Here is a 15,443-nt window from a genome sequence, read left to right on the forward strand (position 1 = left end):
CCGACCTCCTAGCCATCCAGCCCCTTCTCGTAACGATCCAGCGCCTCGGCGGCCAGGTGACGGCCCAGCTTGATCAGGCCTTCGGCCCGATGGAATTCGTAGGCGCCACACACCGTCTTGGGGATCTCGACCAGAATGTCCGGCGGATACCCGGCGATCTTGTACTTGGCCAGTGTCGCCTGGGTGATATCGAAGGAGCGCATCATCATGTCGAGCTTGCCCCAGGCCTGCTCCGGCGAATTGTCGTCGGCGTCGCCTCACGCTCGGCCGAGAACATGCGCTCGGCACTGCGGCGCACGCCACGCAGCCAGTCACCGAATCCGCCCTCCTGCGCCTGCAGCGCGGCCTCGCGTGCTTCCTCTTCGGCCGCCTCCGCCGGGGGCAGCATCTGCTCCAGCGTCTGGTTGCGCGGCGAGTGCGCGGTGGCATTCACCGCCAGCACCAGATCCACATGCGCGGCCACCAGCGGCGTGATGGGCAACGGATTCATCAAGCCACCATCCACCAGCATCTTGCGATCGCGCTGCACCGGCGTGATCACCCCCGGCACGGCGATGGAGGCCCGGATCGCCTCGAGCAGATTGCCGCTCTGGAACCAGACCTCCTTCTGGGCGATCAGGTCCGTGGCAACGGTGGTGAGCGGTATCGGCAGGTCCTCGATGCGCGTATCCCCGATCAGGGCCTCCAGCTCTTCCATGATGCGACGGGCGCGGATGGCGCCCATCGGGCTCCAGGTCACGTCCACTAGTCGCAGCACATCGAAATAATCCAGCTTGCACACCCAGTCCCGATAGGCGTCGAGCTGACCGGCGGCATAGATGCCGCCCACCAGCGCGCCCATGGAACAGCCGGAGATGGCGCGAATGTCGTAGCCCCGCGCCAGCACTTCCTCGATGACACCGATATGAGCATAACCGCGTGCCCCGCCACTCCCCAGTGCCAGGGCGATGGTCTTGCGCTTGGCCATGGCATGTCTCCCGATGACGATGATGAAGGATGACCTTGGCGCGACGGACTACTCGCCCGCGACGGTCCAGTCGATGATCCGTGCCGCGACCGCCGCGACATGTCCCGGCTCCAGATGCAGGTGATGGCCGCCGGGCAGGACGCAACGCTCCAGCCCGCGCACGGCCGCTCGCGCCAGCTGCGCTTCGGGCCGCTCCCTCAGGATACCCTGCTCCCCCTCGATCAGCAGCACCGGCTGATTGACGGCGGCCAGCAGCGCCAGTACCTGCTCCGGGGTATAGCGCATCACCGAGGGTCTGAGCAGACGACGGTCACTGCACAGCCGCCAGCCCTCTTCAGCCCGGCCCGTTGGAGCCTGGCGATGCGCGGTGGCGTCAAGAGGTCCGACTGCTCACCTGCCAGTATCTTCACCGGTACCTTGAGCCTGGCCACGGAGCCCGTGAGGTGATCACTCAGATGCCGGAAGATCTCCACCTCGTGACGCGTATCGAAGCTCAGCGACAGGCTGCCATCGCCGTGGCGATGCGTGGCATGCTCGATGTAGTCCGCAAGTGCCCGGGGCGTGAAGTTGGCGAACAGCGAGCGGCGACGCAGGTAATCATGCATCGCCTGAGGCGAATCCCAGCGGGCACGCCGGCCACGCGTGCGCCCTGCCGGCGTGACACGGTCGATGAAACCGAAGCGCTTGGCGATCTTGAGGCCGATGGCATCACGTCCCAGCATCAAGGGCGGGTCAAGCAGGATGACGCAGTGGAAACGCGCCGGCTGCTTGAGCGCGGCCATGTAGTTGACCACGCCTCCCAGCGAATGCCCTACCCCGATGACCTTGCGACTGTCCGGGCTGACGATGGCCGGACAGTCGCCCGGCAGGGCGATAGCCCGCTCGACGACTCGCGTGATAGCGCCGCCAGCAGATCAGCTCACCCAACAGGCCCAGCAACACCGGCAGCGCCAGCAAGGTCCAGAGACGAAGCCTGCGACGCAGATCATCACGCTCGGCATTCGCCGCGCGCTGCTGGCGCGCGAGTGCGCTCTCGAACGCCTGTTGCATGTCATCCAATGCCGTTCGCTGGCGTGTCGCCTCCGCCTTGTCGGCCACCGGGGCAGCCCCCAGTGCACTCAGGCGCGACTGCCAGTCATTGCGCAGACGGGTTTCCTCGGCCGCCTGGCGATCCGCCAGCTGATGCAGTCGCGTCAGCTCGCGCACCTGATGGGCACCGGCACGCAGCGCCACCAGCTCCGGGCTGCCCGCCAGCACATCCACCGCGTTCTCCAGCCAACGGGCATTGGCATTCAGCTCGCGCTCACTGCCGTCCGCCGCGCTGCGCCGCCACAGGCGATCACTGGCCATGTCGACATCGCTGACCACCAGCAGCTGGCCGACGGTGTCTCCGCCGTCTCCTCACGCGGGGCCAGCCAACCAGCGCTGGACATCACCAGCTGATCGACATTCTGGTTCAGCAAGGCATCCGACAGACGGTCCGGGCCGATGCCAAGCAGCGTCGGACTGAGGGCGCGCGTGCCGTCCAGCAGACCGATCGGCAAGGCAAGTCGGGTGTCCGCCACCACCTCGCCGGCACGTGACTCAAGTCCTGCATGGGCCAGCAAGGCGCTCAGAGCCTCAGAGGCCGGGGCTGGCTGATCCAGCATCTCGGGGAGCGGGTCCAGCATCATCAGCACTCGCCCTCCACGATCCAGATAGTCACGGATCGCCGTCAGCGTCGCCGTCGGCAACAGGCGCGGGGCGATCACCAGCAGCGCATCCTGATCGCCGATAGGGCGCGCCGGGTCATCCCCGCCGGACAGCCAGTCGATGCGCAGGCGGGCATTGAGACGTTCCATCAGCCCCCAGCTACCCAGTGCCCGGCCCTGCTCCATGCTCGGCTGACCCATCACCGGCAGGCTGGAGATCACGCCCAGGCAGGGTGGCTGGGTGCGCGAGACTTCCTGGATCTGACGCGCGACCTGCGCTTCCAGTCCGCCGAGATCGGAGGCCTTGAGCATCGGGATCGCACGGCGCTCGGAATAGGGGCCATCGATGATCAGACCGAACAGCATTCTTTCACCGCCAGGTAGCGAAAGCGCCGTGAGTCCCTGGGCCTCGAGGTCCGTGAAATCGGCACTGTCCGGCTGCGGGTCCACCCGCTTCAGGCGCACCTGAGGCTCACGCGCGAAGGCGCCCAGACGCGTCTCGATACGTGTCGCCAGCTCCCGCAGCTGCGGGAGGTCCGCGGCAAAGCGCTCGCTGTAGGCGAAGGTCAGCGTCACGGGGGATGTCAGCCGCGATAGCAGCTCCCGGCTGGCAGGGCTCAGGCTGTGCTGGCGGGTATCGGTGAGGTCATGCGCCGTGATCAGCGGATTGGACGCGTTCGGGGATACCATGGCGGGCAGACGCTGGGCGGCCAGCAGCACGGCCGTGACACTTGATGCCACGGCCAGGGCGACCAGCCACTGGGGCGCCTGCCGACGCGTGTTGCGCTCCTGCTTGAGGCCACGCACCTGCAGCACCAGACCGGCCAGGGTCAACGACAGGAAGTAGCCGACATCCAGCAGCGCGGGGCGCCCTTCGCTGAAGGGCGTGAGATGGGCCGGCAGACTGATCAGATCCAGCAGCTGCACCCAGTGTGGCGCCAGATGACGCGCCAGCTGAGCAGTCACCGCCGGCGTGCCCGGCAGCATCAACGCCAGCCCCAGCACCAGCGCCCCCAGCCAGGCCGAGAGCGCCGAGGGCGCACGGACCGCCAGCGCCTGACCGAGACTTGCCAGTGCCATCACCAACAGCGCCATGCCAAGATACCCGCTGAGCACAAGGCCGAGATCGGGATCGCCCAGCCAGTGGATCAGCACCAGCAACGGTGCCGTCATCGCCAGGCCCAGCCAGCCCAGCACACAGGCGCTTGCCAGGCGGGCGCCCGCCAGCCGCCATGGACCAAGTCCGAGCCCTGACAGCCATTCAAGCAGGCCATTGGCGCGCTCTTCCGGCCAGCCACGCAGGGCCAGCAACGGTGTCCATAGCACCAGCAGCCATGGCAATACCTGCCACAGCGCTCCCAGGTCCGCACGATCACGTGCCAGAAGATCACCGACCTCGAAGGCCCCCAGCGGGGCCAGCACCGCCATCACCACCAGCAGAGACCAGCTGGCCCCCTGGGTCATTGCCTGATGCAGGTCACGCCGCACCAGCGCCATCATCGCCCTCATGACGATACCTCCTGATCCGCATCCAGGGGGCGCTTCACGCGCGGCAATGGCGCGGGCTGCTCGGCCATGCGCGCCACCAGCTGACGGAATGCCACCTCGATGTCCCCCCGCTCATGCACGCACTCATCGAGCCGTATCTGCATGTAGCTGCACCACCGCGCCAGCGCGGAGCGCGGGTCCTGCCCGGGCCTGCCCACCAGTCGGGCGCCCTCGGGCGACACGGCGGTGATGGCCGCGACACCGGGCAGCCGCGAGACGCTGGCCAGTTCCAGCTCGCTGAGTTCACGGCTCAGGATCACCCGCCACACCGGCAGGGGCGACGTGCCGCCATGAGCGGCACCGAGTCGCTCACGATAGGCACTGGGCACCGCCTCGCTGACGGACAGGGCCGCCAGCGCCGCCGGCGTGTCATCGAAGCCCAGCTGGCCGTTGGCCATGACCAGCACGCGATCACAGATGCGCGGCACCTCTTCCAGCAGATGAGTGGAGACGATGATCAGGCGCTCGCGCCCCAGCTCACGTATGAAGGCGCGCACGCTGTCCTTCTGCAGCGGGTCCAACCCATCGGTGGGCTCATCCAGCAGCAGGATGTCCGGGTCATGGGTCAGCGCCATCGCCAGTGCCACGCGCCGGCGATAGCCTTTGGATAACACGGCGCACAATTGATTGGCGAACGGCGTGATGTCGAGGCGATCCATCAAGGCAGGCAGGCGCTCCTTGCGAGTCCTGCGCGACAGACCATGCAGGCCCGCGACGCACTCGAGCGTCTCGCGCACGGTAAGCTGCGGCCACAATGGTGCCCCTTCCGGCAGATAGCCGATCCGTCGCTTCAGGCGATTGAGCTGACGCTGACCGGCTCGCCCATCGAAGGCCTCTCCCTCGAGCGTCAGTTCGCCATCGGTTGCCGCCAGGGTGCCTGCCAGCATGCGCAGACTGGTGGTCTTGCCGGCGCCATTGGGCCCCAGCAGGCCGATCACTTCGCCGCGAAAGGCCTTGAAGGAGAGTCCGGACACGGCCTGGTGAAGGCCGAATTGACGCCCCAGCCCCCGGCTTGCCAGCAGTGGCACAGGCGCAGGCTGATAGAGACTGACATGAGCGAGAGACTGGAATGAACGACATGCTGGCGCTGTTCGTCGCGACACTCAACATCACCGTGCCGGTCTTCGCGATGGTATTTCTGGGACTGGGTCTCAAGCGTCTCGGCTGGATCGATGACACCTTCATCGGCACCGCCTCTTCCCTGGTCTTCAAGGGCACCATGCCCGCACTGGTGTTTCTGTCCATCGTGCGAGCGGACCTCGATCACGCCCTGCGCCCCGGCATGCTGCTCTACTTCGCCTGCGCCACGCTTGGGACCTTCCTGCTGCTGTGGGGCTGGGCCATCTGGCGCATTCCGCTGAAGGAGCGCGGCGAGATCGTCCAGGGGGCGTTTCGTGGCAACTGTGCCATCGTCGGGCTGGCACTGGCAGCCAACCTCTATGGCGATCTCGGCCTGTCGATGGGCGGCATCCTGATGGGCGTCGTCATCCTGTCCTACAACATGCTGTCAGTGGTGGTGCTATCGAGTTATCTGGGCGATGGCCGCACCAGCTGGAGTGCCATCGCGCGCGGCATCATCACCAACCCGCTGATTCTCGGTGTCCTGGCGGCGCTGCCCTTCGCGGCGTTCAGCTGGCAGCTGCCACAGTGGCTGGAAACCTCCGGTGACTACTTCGCGCGCATGACGTTGCCGCTGGCGCTGATCTGCATTGGCGGCACCCTCTCGATGCGCTCACTTCGCGAAGGCCGCCAGCTGGCGCTGAGTGCCAGCCTGATGAAGATGATCAGCGTGCCACTGGTGGCCACGGCCTTCGCCGTGCTGCTGGGCTTTCGCGGCACGGAACTCGGTGTGCTGTTCCTGTTCTTCGCCTCACCGACGGCGGCGGCAAGCTTCGTGATGGTGCGGGCCATGGGCGGCAATGATCGCCTCGCCGCCAACATCATCGCCATCAGTACCCTGATGGCCGCGCTCACCATCACCCTGGGCATCTTCCTCCTCAAGCTGAGCGGATTGGTCTAGCAAGCTCCGCCGGGCTGACGAAGTGGTGCAGGTCCGCCAGACCTGCCGCCCAGATATCGGCATCCAGCCACGCCAGACTCGCGGTGGCAAAGGCCAGCTGAGTGCTGCCGGGGCCATCCACCAGCGCACTGGCCAGGCTCGACACCAGCGGGTTGTGGCTGATGATCAGCCAATCACGCGGCTCACGCGCCTCGCTGCAGGGCGGGACGTGGGTCTGCAGCCAATCCAGCACCGGCGTGAGCGGGTCATCCGGGGTGATGATTTCCAGAGTCGTCTGTTGCTCACCGGCAAGCTTGAGCGCCGAGGAGACTTCCTGCGCCGTCTGCTGGGCACGGGTGAAGGGGCTGACGACGAGGGTCAGACGGGCACGGCGTTCCGCGGGCAACTGATGCGCCAGCCATTGCCCCATGCGGCGGGCTTCTTCACGCCCTCGGGCGCTCAATTCCCTGCTGGCGTCCGGCGAGCCGGAGCTTGCCTCCCCGTGACGCATGATCAATACACTCATGGCTTTCTCCTGAAGGGGAGTCTTCAGGAGCCATCAGGTTCCAATTGACGCGCCTGCTTGACGGACTCGCGCGACAGCACGAATTCCACATCCGTGGATTGCTCACCGCCCATCAGGGCGCGGGCCATGTGGTGAGGATCGACATCCTCGAAGAGCACCTTGGCCATGCCATTCACCAGCGGCATGTAGATCTCCAGACGCTCTGACTCATCCTGGACCAGCCGCACCGTATTGACACCTTCCGCGACCTGCCCCAGCACCTCCACGGCCTGATCCAGAGTACGCCCCTCCCCGAGGGCGTAGCCGACCCGGTAGTTGCGCGACAATGGCGACGAGCAGGTGACGATGAGATCCCCCACGCCAGCCAGGCCGAGGAAGGTCATCGGATTGGCGCCCTTGGCCACGGCGAAACGGCTCATCTCGGCCAGCGCCCGTGTCATCAGCATGGCACGCGTGTTCTCCCCCATGCCCAGGGCCGCCGCCATGCCCGCGGCGATGGCGTAGATGTTCTTCAGCGCCCCGCCCAGCTCCACCCCGTAACGATCATTGCTGGCATAGACCCGGAAGTAATCACAGCCGAAGGCCGTCTGCACGCGTGCGCGGGTGTAGGGGTCATCCGAGGCGATCACCGTCGCGGTCAGCTGACGCTGAGCGATCTCACTGGCCAGATTGGGGCCGGAGAGCACGCCGATGTGGGAGAAGCCGGTTTCCTCTTCCAGCACCTCGCTCATCAGGGTGAAGCCTTCGCTCTCGATCCCCTTGGTGGTCGCGACCAGAATCTGCTCCTCGCGCAGATGCGGGCGCGCTTGACGCACCACACTGCGAAACGCCTTGGAGGGAATCGCCACGCACACCAGTTCCGCCTCCTTGAGGGCCTCTGCCATGTCGGTGGTGGCCCGCACGGCCGAGTTGATGACGAAATCCGGCAGATAGCCCGAATTGCGGTGCTCGGTGTTGACCTCTTCGGCCTGGCTTGCATCACGCATCCACTGGGTGACATTGGCACCATTGTCGGCGGCGATCGAGGCGATCGCGGTGCCGAAGCTGCCGCCGCCCAGCACACAGACATTCAAGCCGGCTGCCTGCGGTGCACTTTCCGAAAGCTCGCGATCACGGATGGCGCGACGAGGAGCGGGTGAAGAGGCAGACATGAAGACTCCTGTCAGTTCAGAGTGTCTTGAGCGCCGTGATCATGTCGCCCACCACCTTCTGACCATCGCCATAGACCATGCGCGTGTGGTCCAGATAGAACAGGTGATTCTCGACACCCGAGAAGCCTGCCCCCTGGCCACGCTTGATCACCAGCACGTTGCGTGACTGATCGGCATTGAGGATCGGCATGCCGTACAGCGGGCTAGAGGGATCGTTCTTGGCGACCGGATTGACCACGTCATTGGCGCCGATGACCAGCGTCACGTCGGTGTTCTCGAAGTCGTTGTTGATCTCGTCCAGGTCCGCGATCATGTCGTAGGGCACCCCGGCTTCCGCCAGCAGCACGTTCATGTGGCCCGGCATGCGACCGGCGACCGGGTGGATCGCGAAGCGCACTTCCACTCCACGCTCGCCCAGCAGCTCGACCATCTCCCAGACCTTGTGCTGCGCCTGGGCCACCGCCAGACCATAGCCCGGCACGATGATGACGCGCTCGGCGAAGGCCAGCTGCACGGCAGCGTCCATCGGATCAGAAGCCTTCATGCTGCCTTCGATCTCACCCTGCTCCGCGCCGCTTGCGCCACCGAACTGCTTGAACAGCACGTTGCGGATCGGTCGGTTCATCGCCTTGGCCATCAGCTGGGTCAGCAGCGTACCCGCCGCCCCGACCACGGTACCGGCGATGATCATCGCGGCATTGCCCAGCACGAAACCTTCCATTGCCACCGCAAGGCCCGTCAGCGCATTGAACAGCGAGATGATCACCGGCATGTCCGCGCCGCCGATGGGCAGTGCCAGCATGGCGCCGAACAGCAGTGCCAGCACGAAGAACACGATCACCAGCGAGCTTGACGGCTCCACCGCCGCGATCACCACCCCGAGATAGATCGCCAGGCCCAGCACGATCATGTTGATCAGCTGCTGATTCTGGAAATGGACAGCCTTCTTGATGCGCCCGTCCAGCTTGGCCCAGGCGATGATGGAACCGGAGAAGGCCACCGCACCGATCAAGGCGCCGAGCACGCCCAGCCACAGGGCCAGCGAGCCGTGCTGCTCGATCAGTCCCGGGTTGTCGCTCATGCGCATCAGCTCGACCGCGGCGATCGCCGCCGCCGCGCCGCCGCCCATGCCGTTGTAGATGGCGATCATCTGCGGCATGTCGGTCATCGCGACCTTCTTGCCCGAGTACCAGGCAATGCCGCCACCGATCACGATGGCCAGCAGCATCAGCCCGTAGCGCCCGTCAATCTGCGGGTGCAGGAAGGTGAGCAGCGTGGCCACGACCATCGCGATCCCGGCCCAGTGGATGCCGCTGCGCGCCGTGGTGGGGTGCGACATGCGCTTGAGGCCCAGAATGAAGACCACCGCCGCGGCGAAATATCCTGTTTCGACCAGCCAGTTCATCAGCGAGCCTCCTTGTCGTTGATGGCGTTGGCCGCGTCAGCGCCCTTGCTGCGATCACTGGCCTTGAACATTTCCAGCATGCGCTCGGTGACGACGTAGCCGCCCACCGCGTTCCCCGCACCCAGCAGCACGGCGATGAAGCCGATGAACTGCTGCATGCCGGTCTCGGCCTGGCCGAGGGCGATCATCGCCCCGACCAGCACGATGCCATGGATGAAGTTGGAACCGGACATCAGCGGCGTATGCAGGATCACCGGTACCCGGGAGATGACCTCGTAGCCGACGAAGGCCGCCAGCATCAGGATGTATATGGCTGAGAGTCCTTCGATCATGCGGCGTCCTCCGCGCGAGCGCGTACGTCATCGTGGGTGATGCGGCCCGCTTCGGTCAGGCGCATCGGGCCGAGTACCGCATCCTCGAAGTCCAGCGACAGTTCGCCATCCTTCATGAAGGGTGTCAGCAGGTTGAAGAGATTCTTGGCGTACATCTCGCTGGCATTGACCGACAGGCTGGAGGCCATGTCCAGCGGGCCGAGTACCGTGACGCCGCCATGTTCGACCCGGGCACCGGGCTGGGTCAGCTCACAGTTGCCGCCCCCTTCCGCCGCCAGATCCACCAGCACGGCGCCGGGCTTCATGCCCTCGACCATCTCGCGGCTGATGATGCGCGGCGAAGGACGCCCCGGAATCGCCGCGGTGGAGATCACCACATGGGCATCGCCCATGTGACGCGCCAGTGCCTCGGCCTGCTGGGCGCGCTCCTCATCGGTCAGCTCACGGGCGTAACCACCCTCACCGGAGGCATCGACACCGGTATCGATCATCTTGGCCCCCAGCGACTCGACCTGCTCACGGGCGGCTGCGCGAATGTCATAGGCCCAGACCTGCGCGCCGAGACGCTTGGCGGTGGCGATGGCCTGCAGCCCCGCGACACCGGCCCCGACCACCACGACACGTGCCGGACGCACGGTGCCGGCAGCGGTGGTCAGCATCGGGAAGAATACCGAGGACTCGTTGGCCGCCAGCAGTGCGGCATGATAGCCGGCCACGGCGGCCTGGGAGGACAGGGCATCCATGCTCTGGGCACGCGAGATGCGCGGCACGAACTCCATGCACAGGCTGGTCAGCCCGCGCTGGGCAAGCGTCTGGATCAATTGCGGATTCTGATACGGCGTCATCAGGGCCACGATGACCGCGCCCTCACGGAAGTCGTTGATCTGGGACTCGCTGGGCGTACGCACGCAGAGGATGAGGTCCGCCGCGGCACGTGCCGCCGGGATGTCCTGCTCGGCGACGATGGCGACTCCGGCCTGCTCGGCATAGGCGGCATCATCGAAGTGCGCATGGCGCCCGGCGCCGCTCTCCACGTGCACGATGGCGTCGCCGGAGTCAGCGATGGCGCTGTCCAGATGACGTGCCAGCTTGCCGGCCGTCACCGGGTCCAGCGCGACACGACATTCTCCGCGCGCCAGGGTGGGGTCTGCGCTCGGGCGCACGCATTTCACGCACGACAAGAATATTCAGCATCGCGCACCTCGTTTCACATCCATGTTCATGCCAGAGGCTGCCAGCCTTGAAAGGTTCATGGCGTCGTTCCTGTTGAGCGCTGATTCGCGTCATCCTTGCCTGCCCGATGCGCTTTCAGCGACGTTATTGTCTGTCACAGGTGAGGCGTGCCGGAATCGCAAGCCGCGGGTCACGCACGGCCAAGAGGCCTGACATCCCCTGTGACACGATGAGTGTCCAGTATCAGTCTTTTCTCGTCGGTATATCAGGGTCAAGCGCTGCATTGCAAAAAAGGCAATAAAATCAATCATAAAGCTAACGTTATGCGCGACATAACAGTGAGCTTATGCCTGAACGACACTCTACATCTCGCCAAGCGACTGATTTCCAATGAGTTTGTGAATCAGGCCCTTCCAAGAATAGCTCAGCTTTGTGTTATGCATCGCATAATCTCAAGCTTATGGCTGTTGCCGCCATTGCCACGGGTAAAGGGATGCCACCGAAGCAGCCTCCCCTCGTGATGGCGCCGAGGTGAGTGCCAGCGCGTGATCCCGGCATTGCGCCCAGCGGATGCTCGGCCAGCGCTTGCACTGTCAGAAAGCGGTCCAGCCCTCTCGCCAGGCGCGGCTCAGGAAGAGCAGCTCATGCAGATCGGTGCGGCATTCGCCGCCGGCGGGCGTGTCCAGTCATCGACGAGTTCCGCCTCGACACCCTGCGCCTGACCGAGTGCCTGCGCCGCCTCGAGACTGCCCTCTTCAGGACGATGGAACGGGGCACCCAAGCGCTCACGGAACGCTTCGAGCGTCGTGTCATCGCCCTGCTCGACCCGCGCGATCACTTCCAGCAACAGATGCGTGCGCGGCACGTAGAGCGGGTTCACACCCAGCATGGCGAGGCGCCGCTGGCGCTCATCATCGGCGGAGAGCCCGATGGCCATGACACGTGTCTGATAGCGTGCAAGCCAGGCCGAGGCTTCATCGCGCGCCTGTGCCGAGTTGCCGTGCGGCCCACGCTCGCCCGCCAGGCGCACGACCAGCGCTTCCGGCGCGGCCTGCGTGACATCCCAATGGCTGAGCAGACGATAGGCGTGGGTGTGATCCACCTTGCCGGCCGCCAGCAGCTCACGCCATTGCTGCACCAGTGTCATGTCCTCATCCCGGGAATCCGGCAGCCCGAGACGCGCGCGCATCAGGCGAGCATATTCGCGCTGCAACTCGCCTTCATAGGCGCCCAGCGCGGCGGAGAGCGCTTCCACATCGATCAGCGGCGACAGCGCAATCCCGAGGCGCTCCAGGTTCCAGAGCCCGATGCCCGGCTGCTGGGCAAACCCATAGCGCCCGGCCTGGTCGGTATGGTTGGGGATCAGATTCTCTTCGTAGCCATCGAGGAAGGCATAGGGGCCATAATCGAAGGTCAGCCCCAGCAGCGACATGTTGTCGGTGTTCATCACGGCATGCACGAAGCCGTAGGCCTGCCAGGCCGCGATCAGTTTCGCGGTGCGAGTGATCACTGTCTCGAACATTCGGGCAGACACTCCGGGAAGTGCTCACGCAGGGCGTGGTCGATCAACGTCTTGAGGTCGGCGTGACGGCCGGAGTGCGCCAGCCACTCGAAATGTCCGAAACGCAGATGACTCTCGCAGACCCGCAGCACGGTGGCACCGGGCTCGAGCGTCTCGCGCTGGACCTGCTCGGCATTCACCGCCAATGCCAGCGCGCGACTGGTCGGGATGCCCAGCGCCGCCATGTATTCACTGGCCAGATACTCGCGCACGCTGGAGCGCACCACCGCCTGCCCATCACCGAAGCGGGAATATGGCGTACGCCCGGCTCCCTTGAGATGCAGGTCGAAGACGCTGCCGTTCTCGGTCTGAAGCTCACCGAGCAGCATGCCGCGCCCATCGCCCAGCTGCGGGTTGTAATGACCGAACTGGTGCCCGGTGTACTTCTGGGCCAGCGCGTCCATGCCCGGCAGCAGGCGCTCCCCCGCCATCAGCAGGCGAAGTGACTCGCGATCCTCCCGGCTTGACGCCATTTCCGCCACCAGCGAGCCCAGGCCCAGCAGGCGGGCGCAGTCAGGACTCACATCGGCCAGGCGAGTGCCTTGACGTGGCTGCGGCGCAACACGACTGAAGAAGTGCTCCGGCAGACGGGCGTAGCGGTTGTTGAAGCTCAATGACATCAGATCAGGCACGTGGCAACTCCTGGATTAGAGGGAAGCGCTCACTCTCGGCCTGCGCCTGCCACCAGTGGCTCAGCCGTTCGTTGAGCACCAGCAGCTGTCGTGCCCGCGTGGCAGCGGTGTAGGTCAGATTGGTGACCAGCACCTGATTGGCTAGCTGCTGTCGTTCACCGGGCAACATCAGGTCATCCGCCAGCACGACGCAATCGAACTCCAGGCCCTTGGCGCGGAAGACGGTCCCGAGCATGACGCAAGGCAGCGTGACGGTCTGGTCGGCCAGGATGGCGGCCTGCAGATCACCATCCTGCCTGCGCAGCTCACCGATCCATTGATCCAGCGGCGCCTGCGCGTACCAGGAGGCCAGCTCGTGCAGGCTGCGCGCCTGATGATCATCGAGACGCGCGAGAGCCCCCAGCACCTGTGCCGGGGTCTGGCCAAGCCGCGTCAGTGCTGGCGGCAACTGACGCCACCATTGCTGCTGCTCGTGCCTGTCGCCCTGCTCCGCCAGCTGGTGGCAGCGCCACAGGCGCCAGTGGTCCAGCAGACCCGCCAGCGGATAGCCTTCGATGCCGTCCAGCCATGCCACCGCGATGCCACGCTGATGCAGTGCCAGCGCTTCACCCAGCGCCGCGATGGGCCCGGCACTGATCACGGCATGTCGCGCGCCGGCGGTCAGCAAGGCCTCACGCACACCTGGTGCCGCCAGACGCGTGGCAGGCCCGAGACCGCTCATGGCCTGCTCACGCGAGGTCGGGGAACAGGCCGCCAGACGCGTTCCCAGCGCGGCCAGTGACGGCCCGAATCGCCAGGCCCCCGGCAGGGAATAGACGGTGGCATCGCCAAGCAGCGGCGAATCCAGCGAGCTCAGCCCCTCGGCCTGGCGTGCCAGACTCTGGTGTGGGTCGCCGATCAGCAGCAGATCACAGCGCTGACGTCTCAGCATGGCCAGCAGCGCCGGCGTGGCGTCCTGGGCCTCATCCAGCATGACCAGATCGGCATCGAGCGACTGACCATGCTGGGACCACAGCTTGAGCAAGGCATTGAAGGACAGCGCCTGCTGATGGTCCGCCGGGTCCAGCAGGCACTCCCACACCAGTCGCATGCTCTCGACCAGCTGGCGCAGCTCATTGGCGCTCAAGCGGTCGGCGCAGCCCTCCGGCAGATGCTCCGGCATGGGCACGGCATCACTCAGCGTGAAGAAGGTATTGAGTCCCTGGGCGATCAGGCTGCGCGACTGACTGGACAGGCTGCCCAGCCAGTTGAGGCTCTGGGGCGACAGTCGGCGCGTGATGTCCGGCTGCCGCTTGAGCTTGTCGCCGTACTCTTCCTGCAGCGCCTGACGCGCCAGCTGGTGCAACGACAGGGACTGGACATTGGCCGGCAGCTGGCTGGCCGTACGTCCCGCGACCGCCGGGTTGAGTGAGGTATAGATGAGGATCTCATCGGCATAGGTCCGCGCCAGCTCCACCATCAGGACGGTCTTGCCGCTGCCGGCACAGGCTCGCACCACCACGCAATCGCTGTTCTCGGCACTGGTGGCCGGCGTGCGATCGCGCAGTCGCGAGGGAAAGGGGTGGGCGAGAATCCGCCGTTGATCATTGCTCAGATGCATCGGGGCATGATCCCTTCTGTCAGACCGTGGGACAAGGACAAGACACCATTGGCCGCCAGGCGCTCACGCACGGTACGGATCAGGCCGCGATTCCAGCGCAACAGCTCATTGAGCGTCGCGAAGTAGGCCTCGCCCCGGGTCGAATAGGCGCCCAGCATCGGGATGAGATCCTCGGCGCGCACCCGTTCACCGGCATTGCGCAGGCGGGCCCGCAGCTGGCGCATCCTGGCATAACGCGGGTTGGCATTGAGGTTCTGGTAATAGGCGGCCAGCCCCGCCTCCAGACTCTCGAAGCGCTGATATTCACGCCCTGCCCGGCCGGTACCGCAGCCGGAGGTGAAGCAGCGCATGCCGAACAGATTGTTGGCGTTGCGGGCGTGACCGGACGTCCCCCAGCCGGACTCCTCGATGGCCTGCACCATCACCATGTCCAGTGGCAGGGTATCGATGCTCGCCAGCAGGTCGTCCCAGGGAATGCCGATGTCCGCGGCGCTGACGCTGCAGCGCTGCTGCGCCTGCTCGCACAGGGCATTCAATCGCTCCTGCTCACGCTCGCTGTAGTCTCTGCCGGCCTCGCCTGCTCGCCGACGCATCGCCTGCAGCCAGTCACGCTGTTCCGAAAGACGCTGATTCTGGGCCACCACCAGCGGGATCATCAGCTCGAAGAAGGCGACCTTGCGTGGATTGCCGGCAGCAAGGACACGCAGGTCCGGCATCTGATGGGTGGTGTCCCTGACCAGCAGCTCGTCATCCAGGCGTGCCGCCTCGGCGACCGAGCACACGGCCATCACCACCATCAAACTGGCAGCGTATCTCATGAGGCTGCATGAAACCCCAAAAATGCCTTGAGCCTCCAGG

At 65.6% G+C, this 15,443-nt stretch carries 17 protein-coding genes; 1 reads left to right on the forward strand and 16 read right to left on the reverse strand.

Translation table 11 applies throughout. The annotated features are described in order from the left end of the window. Positions 1-8: 8 nt before the first annotated feature. The 7 genes from CU110_RS18015 to CU110_RS10825 are packed head-to-tail and all read right to left on the reverse strand — an operon-like array spanning position 9 to position 5,234. Positions 9-209, reverse strand: a complete 201-nt coding sequence (locus CU110_RS18015) for a hypothetical protein (protein ID WP_346427128.1) — start codon at positions 207-209, stop codon at positions 9-11. Continuing rightward, the gene (locus CU110_RS10805; RefSeq protein WP_346427129.1) at positions 206-967 is read right to left on the reverse strand and encodes a patatin-like phospholipase family protein; all 762 of its coding nucleotides are present in this window, start codon (positions 965-967) and stop codon (positions 206-208) included. The genes CU110_RS18015 and CU110_RS10805 overlap by 4 nt, the downstream gene beginning before the upstream one ends. 48 nt (positions 968-1,015) lie before the next feature. After that, positions 1,016-1,252 carry a hypothetical protein gene (locus CU110_RS10810; RefSeq protein ID WP_205694033.1) on the reverse strand — a complete coding sequence of 79 codons (237 nt, stop codon included), beginning with the start codon at positions 1,250-1,252 and terminating at the stop codon, positions 1,016-1,018. Further along, positions 1,252-1,815, reverse strand: a complete 564-nt coding sequence (locus CU110_RS10815) for an alpha/beta hydrolase (protein ID WP_346427193.1) — start codon at positions 1,813-1,815, stop codon at positions 1,252-1,254. Before CU110_RS10815 ends, CU110_RS10810 begins: the two co-directional genes overlap by 1 nt. After that, the gene (locus CU110_RS17140; RefSeq protein ID WP_240665360.1) at positions 1,700-2,317 is read right to left on the reverse strand and encodes a hypothetical protein; all 618 of its coding nucleotides are present in this window, start codon (positions 2,315-2,317) and stop codon (positions 1,700-1,702) included. Before CU110_RS17140 ends, CU110_RS10815 begins: the two co-directional genes overlap by 116 nt. Then, positions 2,260-4,167, reverse strand: a complete 1,908-nt coding sequence (locus CU110_RS10820; protein WP_127735936.1) for a GldG family protein — start codon at positions 4,165-4,167, stop codon at positions 2,260-2,262. Before CU110_RS10820 ends, CU110_RS17140 begins: the two co-directional genes overlap by 58 nt. Further along, entirely contained in the window at positions 4,164-5,234 is a 1,071-nt protein-coding gene (locus CU110_RS10825) for an ABC transporter ATP-binding protein (RefSeq protein WP_164850354.1), read from the reverse strand. The genes CU110_RS10820 and CU110_RS10825 overlap by 4 nt, the downstream gene beginning before the upstream one ends. Before the next feature lie 41 nt (positions 5,235-5,275). Between CU110_RS10825 and CU110_RS10830 the strand changes: the two genes are divergently transcribed. Then, positions 5,276-6,226: an AEC family transporter gene (locus tag CU110_RS10830; protein ID WP_077372342.1), complete on the forward strand. Its 951-nt coding sequence runs from the start codon at positions 5,276-5,278 to the stop codon at positions 6,224-6,226. Here CU110_RS10830 and sixA read toward each other — a convergent pair. From sixA to CU110_RS10875, 9 genes are all read right to left on the reverse strand, one after another. Further along, the gene (sixA, locus tag CU110_RS10835; RefSeq protein WP_127735942.1) at positions 6,204-6,731 is read right to left on the reverse strand and encodes a phosphohistidine phosphatase SixA; all 528 of its coding nucleotides are present in this window, start codon (positions 6,729-6,731) and stop codon (positions 6,204-6,206) included. The genes CU110_RS10830 and sixA overlap by 23 nt on opposite strands. Before the next feature lie 23 nt (positions 6,732-6,754). Beyond that, positions 6,755-7,882 carry an NAD(P)H-dependent glycerol-3-phosphate dehydrogenase gene (locus CU110_RS10840; protein ID WP_084209087.1) on the reverse strand — a complete coding sequence of 376 codons (1,128 nt, stop codon included), beginning with the start codon at positions 7,880-7,882 and terminating at the stop codon, positions 6,755-6,757. Between the two features lie 16 nt (positions 7,883-7,898). Next, positions 7,899-9,287 carry an NAD(P)(+) transhydrogenase (Re/Si-specific) subunit beta gene (locus tag CU110_RS10845; RefSeq protein WP_077372333.1) on the reverse strand — a complete coding sequence of 463 codons (1,389 nt, stop codon included), beginning with the start codon at positions 9,285-9,287 and terminating at the stop codon, positions 7,899-7,901. Continuing rightward, a complete protein-coding gene (locus CU110_RS10850) occupies positions 9,287-9,619 on the reverse strand; it encodes an NAD(P) transhydrogenase subunit alpha (RefSeq protein WP_077372330.1) in 333 nt (110 codons plus the stop codon). The genes CU110_RS10845 and CU110_RS10850 overlap by 1 nt, the downstream gene beginning before the upstream one ends. Next, on the reverse strand, positions 9,616-10,782 hold the full coding sequence (locus CU110_RS10855; protein ID WP_127735945.1) for an NAD(P) transhydrogenase subunit alpha: 1,167 nt from the start codon (positions 10,780-10,782) through the stop codon (positions 9,616-9,618). The genes CU110_RS10850 and CU110_RS10855 overlap by 4 nt, the downstream gene beginning before the upstream one ends. A 638-nt stretch (positions 10,783-11,420) precedes the next feature. Continuing rightward, entirely contained in the window at positions 11,421-12,314 is an 894-nt protein-coding gene (locus tag CU110_RS10860) for a protein adenylyltransferase SelO family protein (RefSeq protein ID WP_127735948.1), read from the reverse strand. Beyond that, positions 12,299-12,985, reverse strand: a complete 687-nt coding sequence (locus CU110_RS10865; protein WP_127735951.1) for a protein adenylyltransferase SelO family protein — start codon at positions 12,983-12,985, stop codon at positions 12,299-12,301. The genes CU110_RS10860 and CU110_RS10865 overlap by 16 nt, the downstream gene beginning before the upstream one ends. Further along, positions 12,978-14,585, reverse strand: a complete 1,608-nt coding sequence (locus tag CU110_RS10870; RefSeq protein WP_127735954.1) for an ATP-binding domain-containing protein — start codon at positions 14,583-14,585, stop codon at positions 12,978-12,980. Before CU110_RS10870 ends, CU110_RS10865 begins: the two co-directional genes overlap by 8 nt. Further along, positions 14,576-15,382 (reverse strand): glucosaminidase domain-containing protein, encoded by an 807-nt coding sequence (locus tag CU110_RS10875; protein ID WP_240665567.1) that lies wholly within the window; start codon positions 15,380-15,382, stop codon positions 14,576-14,578. The genes CU110_RS10870 and CU110_RS10875 overlap by 10 nt, the downstream gene beginning before the upstream one ends. Between the last annotated feature and the right edge of the window lie 61 nt (positions 15,383-15,443).

Origin of the sequence: Cobetia sp. ICG0124 (assembly GCF_004006355.1) — a bacterium.
Lineage (GTDB): Bacteria > Pseudomonadota > Gammaproteobacteria > Pseudomonadales > Halomonadaceae > Cobetia > Cobetia marina.